This is a genomic window from Kiloniella spongiae (assembly GCF_001026905.1).
GTDB classification, from domain to species: domain Bacteria; phylum Pseudomonadota; class Alphaproteobacteria; order Kiloniellales; family Kiloniellaceae; genus Kiloniella; species Kiloniella spongiae.
On the sequence record NZ_LAQL01000003.1, the window covers coordinates 322,245 to 343,851 of the forward strand.

General features: G+C 44.4%; 22 protein-coding genes. 9 read left to right on the plus strand and 13 right to left on the minus strand.

Annotation, left to right across the window (positions count from 1 at the left end; all coding sequences use genetic code 11):
* The first annotated feature begins 180 nt into the window (after positions 1 to 180).
* A complete protein-coding gene (locus WH96_RS05435; protein WP_047763081.1) occupies positions 181 to 3,414 on the plus strand; it encodes a transporter substrate-binding domain-containing protein in 3,234 nt (1,077 codons plus the stop codon).
* A gap of 103 nt (positions 3,415 to 3,517) precedes the next feature.
* Here WH96_RS05435 and WH96_RS05440 read toward each other — a convergent pair whose 3' ends face one another.
* Together WH96_RS05440 and WH96_RS05445 are read right to left on the minus strand one after the other, a co-directional pair.
* Positions 3,518 to 4,402, minus strand: coding sequence for an NAD(P)-dependent oxidoreductase (locus WH96_RS05440; RefSeq protein ID WP_047763082.1), 885 nt, complete (start codon positions 4,400 to 4,402; stop codon positions 3,518 to 3,520).
* Between the two features lie 124 nt (positions 4,403 to 4,526).
* Positions 4,527 to 5,183: a DUF6058 family natural product biosynthesis protein gene (locus WH96_RS05445; protein WP_047763083.1), complete on the minus strand. Its 657-nt coding sequence runs from the start codon at positions 5,181 to 5,183 to the stop codon at positions 4,527 to 4,529.
* A 364-nt stretch (positions 5,184 to 5,547) separates the two neighbouring features.
* Here WH96_RS05445 and WH96_RS05450 point away from each other — a divergent pair, with 364 nt between their 5' ends.
* The 5 genes from WH96_RS05450 (at position 5,548) to WH96_RS05470 (ending at position 10,024) form a co-directional block, all read left to right on the plus strand.
* Positions 5,548 to 6,576: an ABC transporter substrate-binding protein gene (locus WH96_RS05450; RefSeq protein WP_047763330.1), complete on the plus strand. Its 1,029-nt coding sequence runs from the start codon at positions 5,548 to 5,550 to the stop codon at positions 6,574 to 6,576.
* Positions 6,577 to 6,707: 131 nt separating this feature from the next.
* Positions 6,708 to 7,475: an ABC transporter ATP-binding protein gene (locus WH96_RS05455; protein ID WP_047763084.1), complete on the plus strand. Its 768-nt coding sequence runs from the start codon at positions 6,708 to 6,710 to the stop codon at positions 7,473 to 7,475.
* Entirely contained in the window at positions 7,468 to 8,340 is an 873-nt protein-coding gene (locus WH96_RS05460) for an ABC transporter permease (protein WP_082130353.1), read from the plus strand. The genes WH96_RS05455 and WH96_RS05460 overlap by 8 nt, the downstream gene beginning before the upstream one ends.
* Before the next feature lie 100 nt (positions 8,341 to 8,440).
* The gene (locus WH96_RS05465; protein WP_047763085.1) at positions 8,441 to 9,253 is read left to right on the plus strand and encodes a tetratricopeptide repeat protein; all 813 of its coding nucleotides are present in this window, start codon (positions 8,441 to 8,443) and stop codon (positions 9,251 to 9,253) included.
* Positions 9,254 to 9,379: 126 nt separating this feature from the next.
* Positions 9,380 to 10,024, plus strand: a complete 645-nt coding sequence (locus WH96_RS05470) for a LysE family translocator (RefSeq protein WP_047763086.1) — start codon at positions 9,380 to 9,382, stop codon at positions 10,022 to 10,024.
* Between the two features lie 56 nt (positions 10,025 to 10,080).
* On the opposite strand, the gene WH96_RS05475 is transcribed toward WH96_RS05470, so the two are convergent.
* The 4 genes from WH96_RS05475 to WH96_RS05490 all read right to left on the minus strand — a co-directional run bounded on the left by WH96_RS05475 (position 10,081) and on the right by WH96_RS05490 (position 13,546).
* Positions 10,081 to 10,959, minus strand: a complete 879-nt coding sequence (locus WH96_RS05475) for an NAD-dependent epimerase/dehydratase family protein (protein ID WP_053005716.1) — start codon at positions 10,957 to 10,959, stop codon at positions 10,081 to 10,083.
* 16 nt (positions 10,960 to 10,975) lie between these two features.
* Positions 10,976 to 11,872 carry a LysR substrate-binding domain-containing protein gene (locus WH96_RS05480; RefSeq protein ID WP_047763087.1) on the minus strand — a complete coding sequence of 299 codons (897 nt, stop codon included), beginning with the start codon at positions 11,870 to 11,872 and terminating at the stop codon, positions 10,976 to 10,978.
* A 248-nt stretch (positions 11,873 to 12,120) separates the two neighbouring features.
* On the minus strand, positions 12,121 to 12,987 hold the full coding sequence (locus tag WH96_RS05485; protein ID WP_047763088.1) for a hypothetical protein: 867 nt from the start codon (positions 12,985 to 12,987) through the stop codon (positions 12,121 to 12,123).
* A 148-nt stretch (positions 12,988 to 13,135) separates the two neighbouring features.
* The gene (locus tag WH96_RS05490) at positions 13,136 to 13,546 is read right to left on the minus strand and encodes a hypothetical protein (RefSeq protein ID WP_047763089.1); all 411 of its coding nucleotides are present in this window, start codon (positions 13,544 to 13,546) and stop codon (positions 13,136 to 13,138) included.
* A 342-nt stretch (positions 13,547 to 13,888) separates the two neighbouring features.
* On the opposite strand from WH96_RS05490, the gene WH96_RS05495 reads away from it, so the two are divergent.
* Entirely contained in the window at positions 13,889 to 15,856 is a 1,968-nt protein-coding gene (locus tag WH96_RS05495) for a PAS domain-containing sensor histidine kinase (RefSeq protein WP_047763090.1), read from the plus strand.
* Here WH96_RS05495 and WH96_RS05500 read toward each other — a convergent pair.
* Together WH96_RS05500 and WH96_RS05505 are read right to left on the minus strand one after the other, a co-directional pair.
* Positions 15,853 to 16,152, minus strand: coding sequence for an AzlD family protein (locus WH96_RS05500; protein WP_047763091.1), 300 nt, complete (start codon positions 16,150 to 16,152; stop codon positions 15,853 to 15,855). The two genes, WH96_RS05495 and WH96_RS05500, sit on opposite strands and share 4 nt — an antisense overlap.
* The gene (locus tag WH96_RS05505; protein WP_204248130.1) at positions 16,145 to 16,963 is read right to left on the minus strand and encodes an AzlC family ABC transporter permease; all 819 of its coding nucleotides are present in this window, start codon (positions 16,961 to 16,963) and stop codon (positions 16,145 to 16,147) included. Before WH96_RS05505 ends, WH96_RS05500 begins: the two co-directional genes overlap by 8 nt.
* Positions 16,964 to 17,204: 241 nt before the next feature.
* On the opposite strand from WH96_RS05505, the gene WH96_RS05510 reads away from it, so the two are divergent.
* Complete coding sequence (locus tag WH96_RS05510; RefSeq protein WP_047763092.1) at positions 17,205 to 17,753, plus strand: helix-turn-helix domain-containing protein; 549 nt, start codon at positions 17,205 to 17,207, stop codon at positions 17,751 to 17,753.
* A gap of 5 nt (positions 17,754 to 17,758) precedes the next feature.
* On the opposite strand, the gene WH96_RS05515 is transcribed toward WH96_RS05510, so the two are convergent.
* The 5 genes from WH96_RS05515 to WH96_RS05535 all read right to left on the minus strand — a co-directional run bounded on the left by WH96_RS05515 (position 17,759) and on the right by WH96_RS05535 (position 21,135).
* A complete protein-coding gene (locus tag WH96_RS05515) occupies positions 17,759 to 18,529 on the minus strand; it encodes a hypothetical protein (protein ID WP_047763093.1) in 771 nt (256 codons plus the stop codon).
* A gap of 21 nt (positions 18,530 to 18,550) precedes the next feature.
* Complete coding sequence (locus WH96_RS05520; RefSeq protein ID WP_047763094.1) at positions 18,551 to 18,865, minus strand: hypothetical protein; 315 nt, start codon at positions 18,863 to 18,865, stop codon at positions 18,551 to 18,553.
* Positions 18,858 to 19,511 carry a histidine phosphatase family protein gene (locus WH96_RS05525; RefSeq protein WP_047763095.1) on the minus strand — a complete coding sequence of 218 codons (654 nt, stop codon included), beginning with the start codon at positions 19,509 to 19,511 and terminating at the stop codon, positions 18,858 to 18,860. Before WH96_RS05525 ends, WH96_RS05520 begins: the two co-directional genes overlap by 8 nt.
* A gap of 3 nt (positions 19,512 to 19,514) precedes the next feature.
* Positions 19,515 to 20,588: a hypothetical protein gene (locus WH96_RS05530; RefSeq protein WP_047763096.1), complete on the minus strand. Its 1,074-nt coding sequence runs from the start codon at positions 20,586 to 20,588 to the stop codon at positions 19,515 to 19,517.
* 109 nt (positions 20,589 to 20,697) lie between these two features.
* A complete protein-coding gene (locus WH96_RS05535; RefSeq protein WP_047763097.1) occupies positions 20,698 to 21,135 on the minus strand; it encodes a MarR family winged helix-turn-helix transcriptional regulator in 438 nt (145 codons plus the stop codon).
* 76 nt (positions 21,136 to 21,211) lie between these two features.
* On the opposite strand from WH96_RS05535, the gene WH96_RS05540 reads away from it, so the two are divergent.
* Positions 21,212 to 21,583 (plus strand): antibiotic biosynthesis monooxygenase family protein, encoded by a 372-nt coding sequence (locus tag WH96_RS05540; RefSeq protein ID WP_047763098.1) that lies wholly within the window; start codon positions 21,212 to 21,214, stop codon positions 21,581 to 21,583.
* The last annotated feature ends 24 nt before the right edge of the window (positions 21,584 to 21,607 follow it).

Genomic DNA, 21,607 nt, shown 5'->3' on the forward strand with positions numbered 1-21,607 from the left:
ATATGAAAAATAACGGCTGAAGCATACTGATTAACATTACACACGATTTCTTCGGGTTCTCAAAAATAAGAGCGCCCTGTAATAGCACTGTTGTTACTTTTGGTTGCATTATTTTACTGAAAGCGATCTATTTAAAAGGTGGCGGTATAAGGGGTTGATCAAAATCAGGGGGCCGAAAACGTGTCTGGGATTTGGTGGCGCAACTGTGTCGAGGTTGTTGGGGGTGCATTCTTAGGAGAACAGGGGGGCTATGTGCCCGGTTTTCGCAAGATGTGTTGCACCTTTTTAGCTGCCTTGTTCCTTGTCTTGATTCCTCTCACTCAAACGGCTTTTGCCATAGATCTTACACCAGCAGAAAAAAGCTGGATTGAAGAACATCCCGTTGTTCGTATTGGCATTGATAGTGATTACGCACCCTATAGTTTTCAAAAAACCGAGGGAAGTTATCGCGGTATAGCACCGGATTTTGTTCGACATATCGAAAGCGAGACGGGGTTGAAGTTCGAGATCATCCCCGATTTGACCTGGCCGGAAATTATTGGTGGCGCGAAAGAAAAGACCATAGATGTTATCGCAACGGCGGTAAAAACCCCAAACCGTGACGAGTTTTTGAATTTCTCGCAAATCTATATCAATACGCCACTGGTTATTATATCTCAGGTCGGACGGCGAAATATTCAACACCCAACCGATATTATCGGCAAGCGTGTTGCCTTGGTTAAAGACTATACTTCGACACAGCGGGTACTGGCTGATTATCCTGATATCGTTCCGGTTTATGTTGATACCCCGCTACAGGGGCTACAGGCTGTGGCGATTGATGATGCGGATGCTTACGTCGGTGTTCTGGGGGTGAGTATCTATGTGGCACAGGAATACGGATTGGTTAACCTGCGCGTGGCCAGCAAGTATGATCTGCGTAATAACGGGCAGCGTTTTGCGGTGCGCAAAGATTGGCCGGAACTTGTCGGGATTATTGACAAAGTCTTGAATGAAATGCCGTTACGTAAAAAAAACAGGATTACGTCTAACTGGATACCAATACTCGACGATATTATTGATCGCTATAATCAAACGCCGTCCTTTGTTCTTAATGAGAAGGAGAAGGCGTGGTTACTGAATAATCCGGAAATCAAGGTTGGTATTATGAATGCCTGGCCGCCGATGGATTACATTGATGAGGAAGGGCAACCAAAGGGAATTGGTGTTGATCTTCTCTATCTTTTTAACAAGCGTTTGAACGGTGCTGTGAAGACTGTTCCTGGTAATTGGGGAGTACTGCTGGAACAATTGAAACGGGGAGAGATTGATGCGCTGATGGATATTACCCCCTCTGCAACGCGCCGGGAAGAACTTCTTTTTACGACACCATACCTCAATGTACCTCACGTAATTTTCGCGCATAAAGACAGTTCATATTTTGAAAACCTGGACGATCTAGAGGGAAGAACTGTTGCCTTGGAAGAAGATTTTTTTCTGTCGAACCAGTTGGTTAAAAACCATCCTTTGATCAAGGTAAAAAGCTACCCTACGACCAGTGATGCATTGGACGCGGTAACAAAAAAACAGGTCGATGCCTATATCGGGAACAGGGCCGCGGCAATGTATGTTATCCGTAACGAGCTTATTGATAATATTTCCCAACATGGAAAGTTGGATGAGACATCTTCCATAAATGCGATTGCTGTTCGAAACGATAACCCGGTTTTACAGGCTATTCTGCAAAAGGCATTGGATAATATCTCGCTTTCAGAACAACGTGTGATTTTAAAATACTGGGTCGAGGACCCACAGCGCAAGTTGTTATTGAGCAGCGAAGAACGGACTTGGCTCAAGGCACATCCAGTAATCAGGGTTGCGGCCGATCTGGAATTTCCACCAATTGAATACGTCGATGAAAACGGCGTTTTTAAGGGTGTTGCAATTGACTATTTGAACGAATTGTCCGAGCGTTTGGGCGTTACTTTTGAAATTAGTAAACAGTACAACTGGGCAACCAGTGTAGAGATGGTGAGAGATCGCGAACTTGATATGTTCTCTGCCGCTACTCCGACGATTTCCCGCAAGGAATACAGTACCTTTACAGATCCTTATTTACAATTACCTCTCGTTATATTTGCTCTTGATAATGTTCCCTACATTGACGGTATTGCCGGCCTTAAGGACAAGAAAGTTGCAATTGTTGAAAACTATGCTGTTACCGAAAATATTCGGGCCGGTAATATGGGGCTGGAACTGGTTGAGGTCAAAACGGTTGCCGAGGGTATCAAGCTTTTGAATGCGCAAGAGGTTGATGCCTATATAGGCAGTATTCTGGTGACCGGTCAGACTTTGCGTGAAAAGGGGGTGTTGAACATACGGGTTGCGGGGCAGACGCCCTTCATTAATGAAATCAGCATGGGTATACGAAGCGATTGGCCCGAGTTTGCCTTTATTATGAAAAAGGCGCTGCAATCAATCCCTGATGAAAAGCATCGTGAAATCAGAAACAAATGGATCGGATTGCAGATTGAACCGAAACCGGATTACACCATATTTTGGCAAATTGCAGCGGGAAGCCTGGGCATTCTGATCCTGTTTTTCGGGTGGAACACCTACTTGCAACGTCGCATGGATGCGCAAAGCAAAGCATTGCGAGAGAATAACACCCGGCTTATTCATGAAGTCAAAGAGCGTCGGAAAGCGGAAGAGAGTGCCAACCGGGCCAACCGGGCAAAGGATACATTTCTGACCAACCTTTCCCATGAATTCCGGACACCGTTGAATGCCATTATCGGCTACACAGAATTCATGCTGCTGAACAAAAAGAAAAAAGTGAGTGAAGACAAATCCGCAGAGTATCTGGACCATATTCAATCGGCCGGGCAACACATGCTCGAACTCGTCGATGATTTGATGGATTTATCGGTTATTGATCTGGGCGAAATGTCCTTAAACGAAGAGGTAACGTCCACTGGTGAAGTGATTGACATTGTTAAAGGTCTAATCGAAGGAAAGATAAATAGCCCCAAGAAAACAATTCACTGGCATGCGTCGGGCGCTCTTCCCCAAGTAAGGGTTGATGTTCGTCATGTGAAGCAAATACTGATTAATCTGGTGGAAAATGCGATCAAGTTTACGCCTGACGGTGGGGAAATCACTATTGCTGATCATATGACAAAGGCTGGAGAAATAGTTCTCTCTGTTAAAGACACGGGCATCGGTATCCCCGAAGATGAAATTGATGATATCCTCGAAGTATTTCATCGTGGACAAGATCCCCTGATACGATCTTCTGAAGGCACTGGGTTGGGGCTAACACTTTGTGTGCGTATGGCAGAACTTCACGACGGGGCAATCAAAGTGGAAAGCACGCGGGGCAAAGGCACAACGGTGAGCTTTATTATCCCAGCCAGCCGTGTCATCCAGAGCTAATACGCTAAGAAGAATATTCTGGAAAAACAGATTTTTTCGCTCGAACCGGAAAGGGCACAGGATTGTGCTTGTATCCTCTATATTCTTATCTATTGGCGCAGTGTTATTTTGCTAAACGCTTGCGCAAGGCGTCGATCACCTTAGTTTCAGCCGAGGTAGAATAACCATCATCCATTGCGGCCTGGAAAGCATCAAGTGTGGCAGAGCCGATTTGGGGACTTAACCCAAGTTTGTGAGCGTACTTCAAGCCATAATCTGTGTCTTTCAGTCGCCACTTGGTCGAGAAGAGAACATCTTTTTCGTGCTCTCCCTGAACCATAAGGGGGGCGTTGCGTGTGACTTGGGGACTGCCACATCCACCCGTACCGAGTGCTTTTGCCACTAGATCTAGATCTAATCCTGCGCGTTCAGCCGTGACTAAGCCTTCAGCCGCCGCGGCGATTTGTATGGATCCCATCAGATTGACGATCAACTTATAGGCTGTGCCAGAACCAATGGGGCCAAAATAAAGCTGGTTTGACGAAATGATTTCCAGAAAGGGACGAGCTTTATCAATTGTGCTTTGATCGCCTCCCAGAAAGAGGGTGAGTTGGCCGCTAGCGGCAGCATCAGGCAGTCCGGTTACAGGACAGTCCAGATAATCTAACCCTTTCATTTTTGCGGCGAGGGACAGTTCTTCGACCCAGTCATGGGAAAGGGTCGAGCACTCTATGGCAAGGGTGCCGGGCCTGAGGTCGGCACTCAATACACCTTCCGGTCCCATCCACATTGCTTTTGAGGCCACGTCATCCCCCACCATAACAAAGATCGCATCGGCATTCTGTGCCGCCATCGCAGGGGATATTGCCAGTGTGGCCCCGCGTTCGACCAATGGCATGGCACGTTCGCGCGTCCGGTTAAACACATGGACTTCATGGCCTGCATCAATAAGCTGTCCTGCCATACCTGTGCCCATCAGGCCGATTCCTAAAAATGCAATGCGCGCCATGTTATGATCCCTTGGGTTAGGAAAGGAGATTATCAGGAAGGATAGGTATCCTTGAACGAGAATTTTATTTTATCGGCCAAAGTGTTAGGTGCAAGGCTTCTTTGTGAAAGAGCTAACAAGCAGGCTAAATCCTGTACTTTTTCCTGACATCATTGATGCATCTTTGGCGTGACGTGATGGGAACCTCGTGGGGGGCAAAGTCGGCTTCTACCATGTTCAGATAAGCAACGGCAGTTTCCAGTCGTGATTTGCTGAGCGGAGATATGTTCGCAGGGCTGTGGTGTTGTTTCATATAATCGATAAAACGAACGAGAAGCTGCTTTTCAAAAATACCCCTTGGCAAGTTTTCCCGTGTGCACACCCCAAAGACACCACCCAGGAAATGGTTCCATGTCTCGTTAAAATGATTAGCTGTCAAATAATCAGATAAAGCCGGATATTCTTCTAGTAAGTCCTTGCCCTGTTCGCTTTCAAAGAAGTTTTGCCGAGCTTTTTGATAAGCCTGTCTAAAATAATTCTTGGCTATGTCTTCGGTATCCAGGTTTTTGGTTTTTAATATGTTGAGCCACTCCGGGTACGTTTTGGGATAAAAACGGCAGGTTTCCGAAAGTGTGTCTTGACTTACAAAAGAGATCGTTTTCAGGTTCGCGGTTATTACATAAGATGGCTGCGGCGCTATTCTTTGTGAGATCAAAAGCCGGAGCTCTTCTTGTGAAACTTGAGACTGTTTAAGGAGAGAGGCTTCTTCGTAGAAGTTTTCATAGAGATAGTTGAGTAGCATAGAATATTTCCCATAAGCTAAAGCTGAATAAGCCAAAGCCAGATAAACCGAATAGTGATCTCTGTTCTATCATTTGTTTTGGATAAAATGCTTCGTTAATGAACGAAGTTTGACGATTTAAGAGGTTAAGTTTTTTATTGGTAATTATGAGTGCTTTTTCTAATGCTTAATGCAGATTTCACACCGCATGACTTGACCAAATGGGCAATTTTAGGCACTAATTTCTCTTGAATAACTCTTCTTTACGTCAACACAATCTGTACTCGCTTCATTTCCCACTATTCCCGACAGATTTATTCTGTGAGGGATGGATACTTGATAAACCAGGAAATGAAATCTGCGCTTAGTGAACAAAGGCAAAAAAATGAAACTGAACCGTCGTGAAGCACTGGCATTGATGGGCGGCACCCTGGCTGCATCCACCATCGCTGCATCCACACTGGCAACACCTGCTGTTGCCAAAAACCGTAAAATTACCGTTGGCGCGCTTCGCTTTACCAGTCATGCGGCCAGCTTTATCGCGCTGGAACGGGGATATTTTCAGGAAATGGGGCTGGATGTTGAACTGAAATTCTTTCAGGCGGCAACACCAATGGCCGTTGCTATTGCATCCGGAGATGTTGATTTTGCGGTTACCGCAATCTCTGGCGGGTTGATTTCGCTGGCGGACAAAGGCGCGATCAAGGTTATCGGCGGCGTTTTGTCAGAAGAACAGGGCATTGATGGTCAGAAAATACTGGTGTCTGATGCGGCCTTCAAGGCGGGGGTAACATCATCGGACAAGCTGGATGGCAAGACCTTTGGCATGACCACAGCCGGATCATCGTTCCATTACATGGGATCTCAAATTGCTGCGAAGGAAGGCGTTGGCCTGAAATTCAAGCCGCTCCAGAAAGTCGGAGCCATCATAGGAGCGCTGAAAACCGGACAGATTGATGCCTGGTCTATTGTCCCGCATATTGCCAAGCCACTAGCTGGATCAGGCGCGGTACACATCATTGGTGATGTATCTGATTACTTGCCGGATTATCAGGTCACAACGGCCTTTACCTCTGCCAAAAATGCGGCGAAAGAGCCGGAAATGACACGGAACTTTATTGCCGCCTACAGCAAAGGCATTGCCGACTATAACGCCGCCATGGTTGATGGTACGTTGGGGGACGCGGGCCGCGCAGAAATGGTCGATTTGATCCACCAGTATGTTTATGCCGACAAGCCACGAGAAAAGGCCGCTAAATCCATTATCAACGGATCAATGCGCCTGAACCCAGGCGTGGCAATGAATGTGGGGTCCATCGAAAAGCAGCTTAACTGGTTCAAGTCTGAAAAGCTGGTAAGCGGTACAATCGGTTTGGATCAACTGATTGATACCAGCTACGTAAAGACACTTTAAGAGCTTTATCTATTTTGCCAGTAGACGGTCTATTGGCAGCCGATCTATTGTCAGACAGCCTGTTGGCGAGGAATTTTAAGCGGCGGAGTTTATGCTCCGCTGTTTCCATATAATTATAACAAGTTGGTGTTATGGATATTAAGCTTTCTGGCATTCATCACAGCTACGGCGAGAGAGAAGTTCTGCGCAATATAAATCTGGATATTGCTTCGGGGCAAATCGTTTGTATTGTCGGACCGTCTGGTTGTGGGAAATCAACGCTGTTGCGCCTGATCGGCGGGCTGGAACGACCATCTTTGGGCGACATTCTTCAGGTTGGTGATGTGCCCGAAGGGTGCCTTAATCCATTGACCTATGTCTTTCAGGATTTTGCCCTGTTGCCGTGGCGCAGCGTGGCGGGCAACATTTCGCTGGTTCTGGAAGATCACGGGATTAGTCGGGTCGAAAGCCAGGATATCATCAATAATGTTCTTGAGCGTTGCAAACTCAGCGATTTTGCGGATGTTTTTCCCAAACAGATTTCCGGCGGTATGAAACAACGGGTCGCCATCGCCCGTGCCTTGGCAGTTAACCCAGCGGTTATGTTGATGGACGAGCCTTTGTCGGCGCTGGACAGCCAAACCCGCGAGCTTTTGATGGATGATATTGTCTCGCTCTGGACCCGCAAGCCCTTTACCGCCGTGTATGTAACACACAATCTGGCTGAGGCTGTGCGTTTGGGGCACCGGATTGTGGTGCTTTCCCGCCGTCCGGGGGAAATTCGCGAAGTTGTGACGATTGATAAGCCGTTGTCTGAACGCAGACATGCCGACCCGGATCTGGAGCAGCAACAAAATACCCTGTGGCAGATGATGCGGGATGAGGCCATGGCCGCCGATGCGGAGTTGATCAATGCCTAATGATTCAAAGCCAGATTCAAAAGGTGCGAAGTCAAATTTTGATTATACAAAACAAGCACCCGGCTCTCATTTGGCAACAAAACAACAACCTGTACCCTTTCGGGGCGGCGGATTTGCCCCGGTATCCCGCCCTTGGATGGGCTTTGTGGTGTTCTTCGTCCTGATTGCCTTTCTTGAGGCAGGAACCCGGATCGGGTTTATTTCGGCCCTGACGATCCCCAAACCATCGGATGTCTTCAACACCTTTGTCGAGCTTTATAGTTCTGGGTTGTTATGGACACATCTGATGCCGAGTTTGACCCGTTTTGTCATCGGGGCCGCCATCGGGACTGTACTGGGCGTTAGTCTGGGCATTGCCATTGGCCTGTTTTCCTATGTCCGGGCTGGTCTGGTTCCCTTGGTCGCAGCTCTCTTCCCTGTGCCAAAGATCGCGTTGTTACCGCTTTTTGTGATCTGGTTTGGCATTGACGAAGCTTCCAAATACGCCCTGATAGCCTTTGGTACTTTCACGCCGATGGTTGTTGCCACCTATGGGGCCGTGGACAATGTGGATCGCGGTCTGATCCGTATGGGGCAAAGCTTTAACCTCGCGTGGTTTTCCATTGTGCGCAAAATTGTTTTGCCGGGGGCCATGGCGGGCATTCTATCCGGCCTGCGGATCGCCCTTGCCATTGCTATTATCCTGCTGGTTGCCGCCGAAATGCTAGGCGCAGAATACGGCATCGGTGCCTATATCCTTCAGGCAGGATCACTCTATGACCTCGAACGGCTTTTCACTGGTGTTGCCATTCTCTCGATCCTTGGCGTACTTGTGAATTCAGCCATCGGATTGATTGAAAAGCGCGTACTGCGGTGGCGGATGTGAGGGGGAAGTTCTAGAAACTATAAAAATTGAAAATTTAACTTATGTTTTGTAAAATTTAATAATAGTAACTTTTTGTATTTCAGTTGAGTACTTTATCTCTATGCATCTTTATTTAAAAACATATTTTGGGATGATATTAGCCGTTACTTTGTTTTTGTTTCCTTTGCCGAGTAAGGCATCTTATCTTCAAGATATACAAAATGAATTTCTTAAGTTTTCTTGTGAAAAGAACATTGGACAAGGTTGTTTTAGCTTAGGTTATAATTATGAGACAGGCGCAGGATTTGAAAAAGATAGTAGCTTAGCAATAGAACTGTACGTCAAAGCTTGCAATCTTAATTTTTATCACAGTTGTGCATACTTGGGCCATGTTTTCTATGAAGGCAAATTGGTTGAGAAAGATTTAAGTAAAGCTGTTATATATCTTCAGAAATCCTGTAAGAATAAGTATCAACTGGGTTGTCATTTACTCGCTATTCGTTACCTCGGCGGAGAAGGCGTCGAACTGAATGGTGAGAAGGCTTTGAATTTATTTAATATTGCTTGTGAGAGTGGAGTCAAACAGAGCTGTGTTGAGGCGGGAAGAATATACAAAAAGGGAGATGCCGTAGATCAAGACTATGTTAGAGCTGCTAAGTATTTTAATACTGGCTGTGAAGAAGATATTGCCAGAAGCTGTAATTATTTAGGAAATATGTATTTTAAAGGACAAGGTGTTGAGAAGGATGCCAATATGGCATTTGAGCTATATTCTCAGGCATGTGACTTAAATTACGGGGCAGGATGTTATTCCCTTGGAGTTATGTATTTTATTGGTCGTGGCAGGGAGCAGAGTTTTTCCAAAGCTAGGAAGTATTATAAGCTGTCATGTGGTTTTAATTACGTTAAGGCATGTAATAAACTCAAAGAGTAAATTCAAATCTAACTGATATTTCCTCCTTATGTTTTCTTATCTAAGTCATCAAAAAATTTCATTGGTCATAAACACATAATCGCATCAAATTACTGCCCATCTTTTTCAGATGAGGATTTCCCGGCGATGATTGATGTATCTGTTTTGCCGTTGTTTTTGACGGCAATTTTCTTTGTGGTCATTGCACCGGGGCCTGATTTGGTTTTGATTACGGCCTATTCTTCTACGCGCGGATTTCATTTTGGCTTGATGATTTCGCTGGGGATTTTTATTGCCGGTGTTATCCAGACATTGCTGGTTGCTTTTGGTCTGGGGCAACTTATGCAGGCAATGCCAGGTGCTGCACTTGGCGTGAAGATTGTCGGTGCGTGCTATCTGGGATGGCTAGGCTATAAACGTTTGCTGTGCTGGTATCGGAATGAACAACTTTCACTTGATCAGCCTGATGATACTTCTTTAAGTAAATACGATCTGGTGAGCAAAGGACTTTTAAGTAATTTATTAAATCCAAAAGCTCTGCTGTCATTTTCTCTGTTTCTGCCTCAATTTACCACCGGAACAGGGGGCTTAACCACGCAAATTCTTATTCTCGGTTTTCTTCTTTCCAGCTTTGCGCTTTTGATAAATTGTGGATTTTCTCTCTTCTTTAGCCAGGTTGGGCAGGCACTTGGCAAAAGACTGAAATCAATTCAGAACCTAGGCAGGCACCTCGACGGCTTGCTTGGTGTTATCTTTGTTGGCTTGGCAACACGGCTTGCCTTGAGCAGATAGGATAGATGCCCAGCAATTAAATCAGGTTGGTCGTAACTCAAACGGATTTTTGCTTATTAGTGGGATGTGAATTGGTTATGAATAGTTTTAATCAAAGGCATAAGCCAATCTTCGATATCGGGAACCTGCAATCCATAACTTGCTGCCAATTCCGGGTTTAGGGATCTGCTTGAAGGAACGAAAAAATCGGATGAAAAACTATTGGGAGATATGTTGTTTTCGATTATTGGTGCCCTTTCCACAACGGCCTCTATTCTTTCCAGTAAAGATTGAACGGTAATGAGAGCGCACGGCGCGACATTGAACGGTCCGTTATAGTCGATCTCTTTCAGAGCAGCTAAAGCGTTCGCTATATCTGTTTCATGTATAATTGATAGACTGGCTTGAGGGCACGGGACGTATAGAGGTGTTTTATTCTTTACCGCATCAATCAGAGACCTCAGGCGGTTGGTGTAATCTGTTTCACCAAAAACAAAAGGTATCCTTGCTGCGATAACAGGAATTTTTGCATTCTGATATAAAAATGCTTCAGCGTTCTGTTTCCCAGCTGCATATGTGAATTGGGAACGCAAGCCCGACTCATATTGGAATTTATAAGGATCAAAATTGGTTTCTTTCATATTCGCACCGTCAGGATAAACGGCTTCAGAAGACGCTATAATAAGCTTTTTTGTTTTGTTTTTTATGGCTTCCAGGGTTGCGATAGCATCATTCGTACAATAGCAAATTTGATCATAAACAACATCCCAATGGCTCTCTGTATTAAGGGCATCAGTAAAATCATTTCTATCCGCTTTTATATGAGAAGTTTTTTGCGGGTAGGGAATGTCATTGTTGCCTCGGCTCAGTATGGTGACGTCATGCTTTTGCTCTAACAGTGCAGAGACAAGGTTTTTTCCAAAGAAACGCGTACCACCAATGACAAGTATTTTCATTTGATCTCTTATGCCTTTAGTCTTGGCTAAATCGTTTCATACGTGGCAGAAACCAGTTGATAAAACTGGTTGCGCTTTCGGGTAGGTTGGCGAAGTCACGGGCGACTAGCCAATAGCTGCCTTGATAAAAAGAGCTTTCAAAGGGGATTATCAGGCGGCCTGAGCTTAGATCTTCCCTTATAAACTTGCGATCACAAAAGCCAGCACCATGGCCGTCGATAATAGCCTGCAAAATCAGGGCGGCATTATCATAGATTGGACCGCGTTCGATCTCGCCAGAGTTGATTTTGTGCGGAGCAAACCATTTTTTCCAGTCATCCCGATTGTCTTCATGAAGTAAAGTATAATGAAGAAGGTCCCGTGGGCTTTTTAAGGGCATGTTCGCTTTGATATATTTGGGTGAGATTGCCGGAGTTACCTCAACATCCAACAGATGTTTGCTTTGTGTGCCATCCCATGTTTGATCGCTTGGTGAAAAACGGATCGCTAGTTGAGCATCGTGAGACCTGAAATCAATTAATCTGTGATCTGCTTCCAGGTTCAGGTCAATTTCAGGGTGTGCATCCTTGAACTCTTTGAAAATCGTGAGCAAACAGGATGCAAAGGATGGTTCAATACTAATTGTCAGAACCGAGGAGGGCGTCGTATCGTTTATTTCATTCAGGCAATTGCCAATAGCATCAAATGACTGTGTTAATGTTGCGAGCAAGTGTGACCCTTCAGCGGTTAGACGTACCTGGCGGTGTTCGCGCCTAAAAAGCTTTTTGCCCAATTGTGCTTCCAGATCACGAACCTGTCGGCTAATAGCTGCTTGAGAAACGAAAAGTTCCTGTGCAGCCTCGGTAAAGCTTTCATGGCGACCCGCAGCTTCAAAACTCCGCAGCGCAGCCCATGGTATAAGGTTTCTTTTCATGCATAACCTCAGGTTATTCGAACTAACTCCATAACTCGTTTGTCAGTTCGGCGCAAGCGCGCCTTAAATAGGAAGCGCAAGGAGAAGAGAAAATGCTGAAAAAGATATTTGATGCTTTGAACCAGACAATTTTGTTACTGACCTTGCGGTATGAGCATAGTGATCAGAAGAAAACAGATTGTAGAAACGATCCCGGAAATTAAGGGTTTTTATTGTCAGAAATAGTGCGGGAATTGAAATATGGTTCGCTATACCAGATCCCAGATTGAAAAGCCCTGTTCCATATCATTATCTTGTTGGGACAGGGTGTCTGGTTGAAGCTCTGTTACCTCTGGCGGGTAGTAGCTGAGAATGTCGTAAACCTCGTGGTGGGTGATCAGCAAGTAATGGGTTGGCGCTCGCTTTTCAAAACGATTGTAGCTTTCTTTGTCCAGCCATTTGAAAAATTTGGAATTCTCCACTGTAAAAAGCCCGTAACCAGTTGAGGCAACAAGGGATGGGTCCATGGTTGCGAGCATCCGCAGACGATAGCTTTCTGTAGATTGGCGATAACTTATGGTTTTGGGGAAGCAGATGCAAAAACGTGCTTTTTGCTCTGATGCCGTTTCTTCTTGTCCATTGGGGTCGTTTTGGACCAACAGCGTGATTTTTTTATTGTTCTCAATTAGACCAAGTGTAGTGATTTTCCGGGGCAGAGACGGCGTGGTTTCATAAAGGCTATAGATTTCACGCTTTTTCTTTAGAACCTTGTTCTTAAAGGCAATACTGTTTTTCCGCGGCGAAAGCTTTTTGGCACTGGATGTCAAAAAATTGAGAACCCCTGAACCTGTTTTCCCATAGCTATCAGGTACAGATTGACTGGTCAGGCGTTTGAGGAGCAGGCGAAAGTGGAACATTTCCAGTTCCATTCGACCACTTTCTTTGGGATCAAAGATGTCAAAAATACCGACCTTGCGACGTACAGCATCCAGCTTGATGTCATAGAGGTTGAAATGGTGTTCGCGAAAACGGGGGCCGCGCCCGGAAATCATTTCATCGATTTCTGTTTCCAATATCCGTTTTGTCTCTGGATTACATTCATCCAGTAAAAAGCGTTCTGCCAGATTTGGTTTCATTCGCGGGACATTCTTCTTGTCTGATTAATGATGGCATTATTTACGCCAACATCAGGGATCTATCACTGCCTATATCACTTCGGACAATAGCCCGGCATTATTACAGAATTGTTTTGTTTGACTAAAAAATTGATCTGAGAATTCGGTTTTAACCTTTTATACCAAGTCTTATGGCCTTTTCCGGCGCAAGAACCAGTAGGAGTTTTCTATAGAGTTCATAGAGGTCAGAATAGGGAATTGTGTATTGGTGGCTTGGAGTAATTGTATAAGGCGATTTCTGTTTTGATAATTCAAACAGTTGAACCAACATGCCGCCGTCAACCAGAATGCGATCCGGTTTTTCACCGTTAAATTTATTTTGCAGCCGTCCCCACAAGGTTTTGTCTTTATCCATAATTTTGCGCATCACCTTGAGTTTTTCTTCTGTTGCGATGATCAAGTTCTCAGGGCTATAGGTAGCGGTGGAGAGAAGCTCGGTGACCCCGTTTAGAACCCCGTTCAAAATCCCATCCCCAAGCCAAGGGTTCGGATGGGGATCCCTGTATTCTTTAATGTTCATAGACAATAGAACCTTATTGGGCTGTGGGTGAAATTATCTGTGATGCCTGTTTCTTTGCTTTTTTCATTTGGTCTTCGCTTTGTGCCTTGAAAGTCTGTGTTGATCAAGGCTTTGGAAAATCAACACTGGTATAGCCTTTAACAGTCACAAAAGAGTGATCGTGTGACAGGGGAAAGATTAATCATTAATCCCTATATTAAATGCCTCGCATCAGTGTGTCGCCAACCATACTGAATCTACGTCCTGTGACATGTCATGCCCCATCAGTGCAACGGAGGTTTTATGGTGAGGGTGATTTGTCAAAGGTACGCAAAATATAGATAAAAGAAATAAGGCCGAATAATGAGTAAGGCGGAACAGGCACCTGCCGTGAAAAAAACTAGCGTAACGAACGGCTTTCTGGCACTTAGCCGGAGCAAGCTGACGACAAGAATTGCGATTACCATTTTTATGAGCATTCTGATCGTTGAAGCAGTTATTCTGGTTCCTTCCTATAATAATTTTAAACGTGATCTCCTCGCCCGTTTGGCTGACACAGGACAAACGGCGGTTATTACCGGTTTTCAGAATCACGTGCGATCCATTCTGGGAACAGGTGGTGCTGAACAGGAAAATCCCCTGATCACGGGTGAGAAAATTTCCCGAATTACGCGTTTCAAAGGCGGCACTCTTTATGATGAAGGTGGTGAAAAGATTGGTTCATTCGGTGAAATACCGGAATTGAGCTTAACCGATTATATGCAAAATCAGGAAAGGGCCCGCTTGAACAGTGATGAAACCCGCTATGATACAGTGTGGTTACCGCAAGAAACCGGATTACCGTTTGTTGTGATAAGCCGTCTGGATGCGAGCTGGATAGCGGCTGAGCTGACTGCCTTTACGTGGCGTATAATCGGATTGGTTCTTCTTCTTTCTATATCAATATCTGTTGTAGCCCTTGTTTTCCTTGGTCGTATGGTTCTTAACCCGCTTTTGGAATTACGAAGCCATCTTGTCAGGGCGCAAGAAGATCCGGGGAATACGGATCGTGTTGCGATGTCAGGATCCCAGATTAAAAATGAATTCGGGGAAATGGTTACGGCTCTGAATGTTCTTCTGTCTCGGGTTTCTGATCTTCGCGTGGCAGAACGGGCAATGAACGAACAGCGCTTTACCGATTTTGCCAACTCGGCATCGGACTGGTTTTGGGAAACGGATCAGGATTTAAACATTACGATGGTGTCTGATGGTTTTCCGGATATTCCAGGTGTTTCAACCAAAGACATGGTTGGAAAAAACTGGACCGCGCTGAAACATGACCGTATCCGTGTTGAAAACCTCGATGACTATCTGGTGGTTATGACCCAACAAGGCTGTTTCCGCGATATGGAATTTAGCTATATCTGCAAGGAAGATCGCCAACACTATCAATCGCTTTCCGCAAACCCGTACTATAACAATGACGGCAGCTTTGCCGGCTATCGAGGGACAGGACGTGATATATCGATAAGTTATATTGCTGAAAAGAAGTTGCGTGAAGCCAAGATGCAGGCCGAAAAAGCACAGATTGTTGCGGAAGAAGCTAACAAAGCAAAATCGCAATTTCTAACGAATATGAGCCATGAGTTACGTACCCCTTTGAATGCGATCAATGGATTTTCCGAAGTAATCATTCAGACGGCTCTGCAAAAGGATGAGGATAAACACTACGCTGATTTTGCGCAGGATATTTACCAGTCCGGTAATCGGCTCTTGGAAATCCTGAACGATATCCTGGATCTTTCGCGCATAGAAGCCGATGCGATGGAATTAAGTGAAGATGCTTTTGATGTGAAATCCCTGATTACGTTCTGTAACAAGGAAATGACGGGTACCTTTGAAAAAGAGGTCCGAAAGAAAGATATCAGGTTTATACCTGCGGATCTGCAAGATGATATTTACTTAAATGCTGATGCAAAAAAACTTAAACAGGTTCTACGCAACCTTTTGTCCAATGCAGTGAAATTCAACAAAGAAGGCGGAGAGATGCAATTTAGTATTCTTGAAGAAGAGACAGGAGATATCTGTTTTGAAGTTAGGGATACAGGGATTGGTATTGCTGAAAAAGATTTATCCGGAGTATTAAAGCCCTTTCAGCAAGCCAATGGACAGATCACACGCAGCCACGAAGGAACAGGTTTGGGTCTTGCGATTTCAGCCGCTTTGATCGATTTGCACGAGGGGGGCTTCATCATCGAAAGTCAATTGGGTGAGGGAACAACTGTAAAGTTCAGCCTCCCTGTAACCTGCCGAATAAAAATCGAAGATGGCCAGATGGTTGCCTATGCCTAAATCAGGACACCCCGTAACACTATTAGACAGACGATACCTGACAGGACGCTAAGCACCAGTGAATATCGCAGGGCGATGAGGCCCGCGAGAGCAATGGCAATAGCTTCGGCAGGACCGTTGATAACCATTGATGGTGCAACCAGTGCGGCCAAAACAGCAGTAGGTACGGCCTCTAGTGCGGCTTCAAGACGGTGATGTGTGGTACCAAAGCGTGAAAGGACCAAGTGACCACCTGTTCGGGTCGCATAGGTAGCAAGGGCACAGGCCAGGATTAAGAAAATCGTAGTATCATGCATTTGCTGTTTCCTCTTCCATCTTGTGTTTAACTGGTTTGCTTAACGCTGCTGCGGTTATTAATCCGGCGATGCCGCCAAGAGTAATATGCCAGGGGCTTCCGATCGTGAACCATGCAAGTAATGAGACACTTGCACTAATGGCAAGAACGGGGACGAAGTTCGGGCGTTTGTGAAAGCCTGCGACAAGGCCTGTAAAATAAAGGGGCAAGATGAAATCCAGCCCATAGGTTGCGGGTGAGTCAATCAGCGAACCAAACAGTGCGCCAACGCAATTGGCCGCGATCCATGTGGAATAAATCATCGCTGCATAGGCAAAATAATAAGCAGGTCTAAGGCCCGATTTTGCGGCGCGAGATTCAGAAGAGGCAAATTGGGGATCAACCAGCAGGAAAAAAGCCAATGCCTTTTGAAGCGTTGAAAAAGCCCCCATTGTTCGCCCGATTGATGCCGAGTAGAGTACGTGTCTGAAATTTACGGCGAAGACCGCTAGAACAATGGACCAGACGGGCACATTTTGACCCATCAGATCTATCATGACGTATTGACTGGCCGCGGCATAGATTGACAACGAGGTCAGCATAGTTTCCCCAAAACTCAATCCGCTTTCAATGGCGACCGCACCAAAAACGGCGGCAAAGGGAACAATGGCAAACAGAATGGGAGAGACATCTTTGATGCCATCCTTTATGTCCGATGCCATGCTTATTTCAAGGTGTGTTTCTGATTTTTTTTCTGGTTTCTTTTCTGGGTTTGTTTCCTGTGTTTCATCGGGGGGAACCATGACCTCTGACGCATATGTTTTATCACTCATATGACTTCCTCTTAACAAAAGCCAAATTCACTGATCAAAGTTTATTGGCCTGATTTATTGTAACTGTTCTCGCGCTTGATCACGGATGCTCCAAATAGCTTGGTCGGGATAAAGGTCGAAAACCTTGACTTTTGTTCGTTAAACAAGAATATTGTTCTGTATAATGAACAATAATATGTCGTTCGTCAAATAGAACGTTTGTTTTTTATACGGAACAAAATTGAGGGAGCAAAGGTAAAGCATGACCCCGGTATCTCTAATTGCGCAGGCGATACAACGAGAACGTACACGTGCCAAGATGAGCTTGTCTGCCTTGGCTTCTCAGGCGGGTGTTGCTAAATCAACCCTGTCTCAGCTGGAAGGAGGGCAAGGAAATCCCAGCCTTGAAACTCTATGGGCTATCGCTTCTGCGTTGAATATACCGCTGAGCTTTCTGTTCGAGACACCAAAATCAGATTTCAGAATTATCAGGGCCGATGAAGAAGATCAATTGTCGTCTGATCTATCCGGGCTTTCTTCTACCTTGTTGGCCGATTGCCCCAAATCTTGCCGACGGGATTTTTATCGGGTTTATCTTAAAAGCGGATCGGTAAGAGAGGCTGCGGCCCATACACAAAGCACAGTAGAACATGCCTTTATCTGCCGTGGAAAGGTCCGCCTTGGCCCCGAGGACAATTTACAGGAACTGTCCGAAGGCGATTATTTCCGCTATCCTGCGGATGTAAAGCACTCCTACGAAGCCCTGTCAGATAAGGCAATGCTCGTCCTGATTATGGAAAACCCGGGGTGAAGTATTTATTGTTTTACGCACTCTGGAATAAACTTGATTAAAGTAGGTTCTGGGTCTTGTTGAATCTGATTTTTCAAAAATGCATTAAAGGCATCCTTGAGAAAAAGATCCAAAAAAGGAAGTGTGTTCCCAACACACTTCTCAATACGATATCTAGCTAAAACAGTCGGAGGCATTATCTCGTTTCGAGTGGTTGGCCCAACTAACTTAGACACGAACACTAAATGCTTTGGTATATTATTCCTGAATTTATCAGTTTCAGCTTTTGCCAAATCAGGCTTAACTGCGAATAATCTATCGTAACCATAAGCCATTTCTCCGAACTCTTTAGCATTTATCACATAAGTGCCAAGCACTTCTGACGGTCCTTGTGGAAACTTTTGATGCCATGCCTCAGCAAGAGTCCGTGCCTGTGTGATATTCAAGATGATGTGTCGCTGCTTTTCACGTTGAGTGACTTGTATGAGAGGCAAGATGATGCCTTTGTGACTATCACTAACTTTAATTAAAGTAGGCCTGGGTAAAGAAATCTCTTTTGGGGACAGCCCGACAGAACGAACACTGTTATAGATTGTCAAATAATACTGTCTTAAGAGTTTATAACGTTCATCGTTTCGATATCTTTCATAGAAGCTCTCTAGTGTATTATATTCAAGGTCAGGATAGCCTATTTGATCTACATCTCTAGCTTGTGCATAGCCAGAAAGAAGAAACGAAGATGTAAAAAGCACCCACAAAAACAACCATAATTTTATACGCTTACGTACGTTAATCATTTAAGTCTCTTAATTCTGTGCTCAATCATTAACCTTGGTTACAACGCCCGACCCGGTAACACGGGATGCCTCCTGGATAAAGAAATGGCGCCCTTCTGTTATTTCAGGTGCATGATCGTGTTTAACGCAATAGAAATCCATATTCACAAGATATGTCTTTCCCGGTTTATATTCGGTGTACCCTTCTAGAGAATGCACTTTGCATCCGTTAATGCCACAACTGAGACTTACATGTTGCCAAGCCCCTGATGCCAAAGGAGCATCTTTCCCTTCATGATATCCGCGTCCTCCTTCTGATGCCGTTAAGAATTTAATTTTTGCATCAAAATTAAGCATAGGTTTTTTCTCGAAGTGTGTCATGCACGTCAAGATGGGGTGTTGCCCCAAATTGATGCAGATGTAATTCATTGTTACGAAATGAAAATTTGTGCATAGATGTGTGAGATACGTTTAAGAATATTTTGCTTTTTGCCTCGATATCTAAATTCAAAGCGACGGCAGTTAGTGTAGAAATGACGCCTGTTGATGTTACTATTAAAGCACTGTCAGATTGTTCGGCTATTTCTTTTAGGGCTTCCAATATACGAGTACGAAAATCGACATAAGATTCTACATTGCTGCTGATACTATTATTTTTCCACTTTGTGAGTAAAACGGGAATATAAGCTTGGAAGGCAATATCAGTGTCGGGTTTGACTAAGCCATGTTTGTCTTCCAGATGTTTGGCGATCCCGAAAAAATCAAATTCGTTCAATCTTTTATCGATATGGTGGGGAATACTAGATAATGCCAGTGATTTTGCTGTCTCAATTTGCCTGTTCATAGTGCCTGAGATGATGCGATCAAATTGGTGGGATTGGCTTATAAAGTATCCTAAACATCTGGCTTGGGCATATCCCAGTTCACTTAGCGCATCATAGCTCTTTTCATCCCTCGCACTGGAGTGAGCCTGTCCGTGCCTGATCAATGTTAATTCTGTCATGGTTTAATGTTCTAGCGCGGTAAGTTTATCTGCTAAACAACTACTGGCGGCACGAATATCTTCCGGTGATGTTGGTTGATGGTGTGAGTTATAAAGAACATTACCTTCTAGATCTTTATATATTCTGCGTTGTAGGATGTAGCGTAATAAAGTGTTTCTTGAGCGTTTACTCTTTAAATACGTATTTTGCGAAATAACAGATTCTAAAGGTGTATCATGGCCCGCAATGACATCGTAACTGCTGATTAATTGATTCGCCATAATCGTACAAGATTTGTATTGGGATGGACATTCTGCACGACATAGAGATTTAATAGGTCTGAAAACTGGGGTTGCCATTGTCCAGTTTTTTAACTCTTTTGCTTGTTTTTGTTTAATAAAAGGTGAAACAAAATATCCGTGATATATAGCTTTCCTTAGTTGTTCAAAACGTTGGTCTTTTGTTTTGTACGGCACGCTCATTAAAGCAAGTGGGTTTCCTCTTTTGAGTTCTTGTTTGGCTTCGTTTATATATTTCTTATCAGACGTCAAAACTGCTGATTGCCAGATTAAGTGTCGTCTTTCGTAAGATACGAGATTATCATTTGCCAGAGATATTATTTCTTTTGTTGTACCATATCCTGGCATACGTGAGATCGCTTTTGAGGCGGCTTCATGTTCGCCAATATTTATTAATTCTCTGATAGTGCTTTCTTGTACAAGTGGCTCTTGAATTTTTCGCATGGTTATTGCGAATGAATTGCCTTTTTCAGCCTCTACTCTTTCCCACGAAGTTCCGGATAAGCCTTTTTCTGATCGCATCAGAGATCTTTGTTCTTTACGATTTAAAGACTTGAAGTATTTTGAAATGCTTTGAACCTGTATGCGCTCTATCCCTGATAGTGTTAATCGTGCTGCGACATTTCCGTTTTTTGCCAGTTCAGCGAGAAGTGGAAGAGAGGTTTTATCATCATCATCCAGCCAAGCCTTGATGGCCTCTTTAAATTGGGGAGCATTGGCTCCGTCAAGCTCCACGGCATGTGCGGAGTTTTTGGCGATTGAGGCGAGAATAAAGAGAGCGATAAGAAGTTTTTTCATAGATTTAATGGCTCAATATCTAAGTTCTAGGCTATCTGTAGTTTAGGTGGATAATTTGATTTTCACAAATAAACAAACTTCACTTCAGAATTCTGTTTCATAATGAAATTCAACCCTTTGACTGTGTCTTGTTTTCGACAATTCTGCGCATCAGGTCAAGTAACTGTGTTTGTTCGTCAGGACTTAGGACTTCGAGAAATGAACGGTTAACTCTCATAGCTGCGTCGATTGCATCTTTTTGAATTGCCTTTGCTTTTTCAGTAGCGACAATTGCTTTCGCTCTTTTATCGCTGGGCATTGGTCTGCGTTCGATTAATCCGTCACGTTCCATTCTGGTGATCGTATTCGCCATTGTTGCCTGTTCTACATCTAATCTTTCGACAAGATCTTTCTGGGTCAGGTCATCTGCTTTCCACACTTCCAGCAAAGTCATGAATTGAGCAGGGGCAATTCCCAGCGGAGCGATTTCATCTCGCAACCCCTGAAAGAACAGTCTCGTCATATGATTGGTCAAGTAACCCGCTGATTTCATTTTCCAATTTGTCATAATGAATCTTTATACTTGAATAGCATGCTATGTAGTGTTACATAAACATAGTACGCTATATAAATTGGAGAAGCAAATGACTGCAAAATTCAAAGAACTCGACAATATCGTCACCCTTGCTGATCAGATGGGATCAGAAGAAGGACCGATTGTACTCATTAATGTGTTCACCGTTGATCCTGCGGATGAGAGCGCTTTGTTAAAGGCATGGTCTTATGATGCAGATTTTATGAAAGATCAGCCTGGGTATATCTCTACACAAATGCACAAGGGGATCGCCGGTAGCTCGACCTTTGTAAATTATGCGATTTGGAAAGACGTTGAGAGTTTCAGAAATGCCTTTACCCAGCCTGAATTCCAAAGACGTATCGCAGAGTATCCGGCCAGCGCAGTTGCTGCGCCCCATCTATTCAAAAAAATCGCGGTTGGCGGTCATTGTGTTGCCTGATTATCCTTAAAGAAAAGAGGAAAA

Coding starts and splice junctions, on each gene's coding strand:
- WH96_RS05470 (WP_047763086.1), top strand. CDS start 9,380: ATGATTGATGTATCTGTTTTGCCGTTGTTTTTGACGGCAATTTTCTTT.
- WH96_RS05525 (WP_047763095.1), bottom strand. CDS start 19,511: ATGACAGAATTAACATTGATCAGGCACGGACAGGCTCACTCCAGTGCG.
- WH96_RS05460 (WP_082130353.1), top strand. CDS start 7,468: ATGCCTAATGATTCAAAGCCAGATTCAAAAGGTGCGAAGTCAAATTTT.
- WH96_RS05495 (WP_047763090.1), top strand. CDS start 13,889: ATGAGTAAGGCGGAACAGGCACCTGCCGTGAAAAAAACTAGCGTAACG.
- WH96_RS05475 (WP_053005716.1), bottom strand. CDS start 10,959: ATGAAAATACTTGTCATTGGTGGTACGCGTTTCTTTGGAAAAAACCTT.
- WH96_RS05480 (WP_047763087.1), bottom strand. CDS start 11,872: ATGAAAAGAAACCTTATACCATGGGCTGCGCTGCGGAGTTTTGAAGCT.
- WH96_RS05540 (WP_047763098.1), top strand. CDS start 21,212: ATGACTGCAAAATTCAAAGAACTCGACAATATCGTCACCCTTGCTGAT.
- WH96_RS05505 (WP_204248130.1), bottom strand. CDS start 16,963: ATGAGTGATAAAACATATGCGTCAGAGGTCATGGTTCCCCCCGATGAA.
- WH96_RS05445 (WP_047763083.1), bottom strand. CDS start 5,183: ATGCTACTCAACTATCTCTATGAAAACTTCTACGAAGAAGCCTCTCTC.
- WH96_RS05530 (WP_047763096.1), bottom strand. CDS start 20,588: ATGAAAAAACTTCTTATCGCTCTCTTTATTCTCGCCTCAATCGCCAAA.
- WH96_RS05500 (WP_047763091.1), bottom strand. CDS start 16,152: ATGCATGATACTACGATTTTCTTAATCCTGGCCTGTGCCCTTGCTACC.
- WH96_RS05455 (WP_047763084.1), top strand. CDS start 6,708: ATGGATATTAAGCTTTCTGGCATTCATCACAGCTACGGCGAGAGAGAA.
- WH96_RS05440 (WP_047763082.1), bottom strand. CDS start 4,402: ATGGCGCGCATTGCATTTTTAGGAATCGGCCTGATGGGCACAGGTATG.
- WH96_RS05515 (WP_047763093.1), bottom strand. CDS start 18,529: ATGATTAACGTACGTAAGCGTATAAAATTATGGTTGTTTTTGTGGGTG.
- WH96_RS05535 (WP_047763097.1), bottom strand. CDS start 21,135: ATGACAAATTGGAAAATGAAATCAGCGGGTTACTTGACCAATCATATG.
- WH96_RS05520 (WP_047763094.1), bottom strand. CDS start 18,865: ATGCTTAATTTTGATGCAAAAATTAAATTCTTAACGGCATCAGAAGGA.
- WH96_RS05465 (WP_047763085.1), top strand. CDS start 8,441: ATGCATCTTTATTTAAAAACATATTTTGGGATGATATTAGCCGTTACT.
- WH96_RS05450 (WP_047763330.1), top strand. CDS start 5,548: ATGAAACTGAACCGTCGTGAAGCACTGGCATTGATGGGCGGCACCCTG.
- WH96_RS05485 (WP_047763088.1), bottom strand. CDS start 12,987: ATGAAACCAAATCTGGCAGAACGCTTTTTACTGGATGAATGTAATCCA.
- WH96_RS05490 (WP_047763089.1), bottom strand. CDS start 13,546: ATGAACATTAAAGAATACAGGGATCCCCATCCGAACCCTTGGCTTGGG.
- WH96_RS05510 (WP_047763092.1), top strand. CDS start 17,205: ATGACCCCGGTATCTCTAATTGCGCAGGCGATACAACGAGAACGTACA.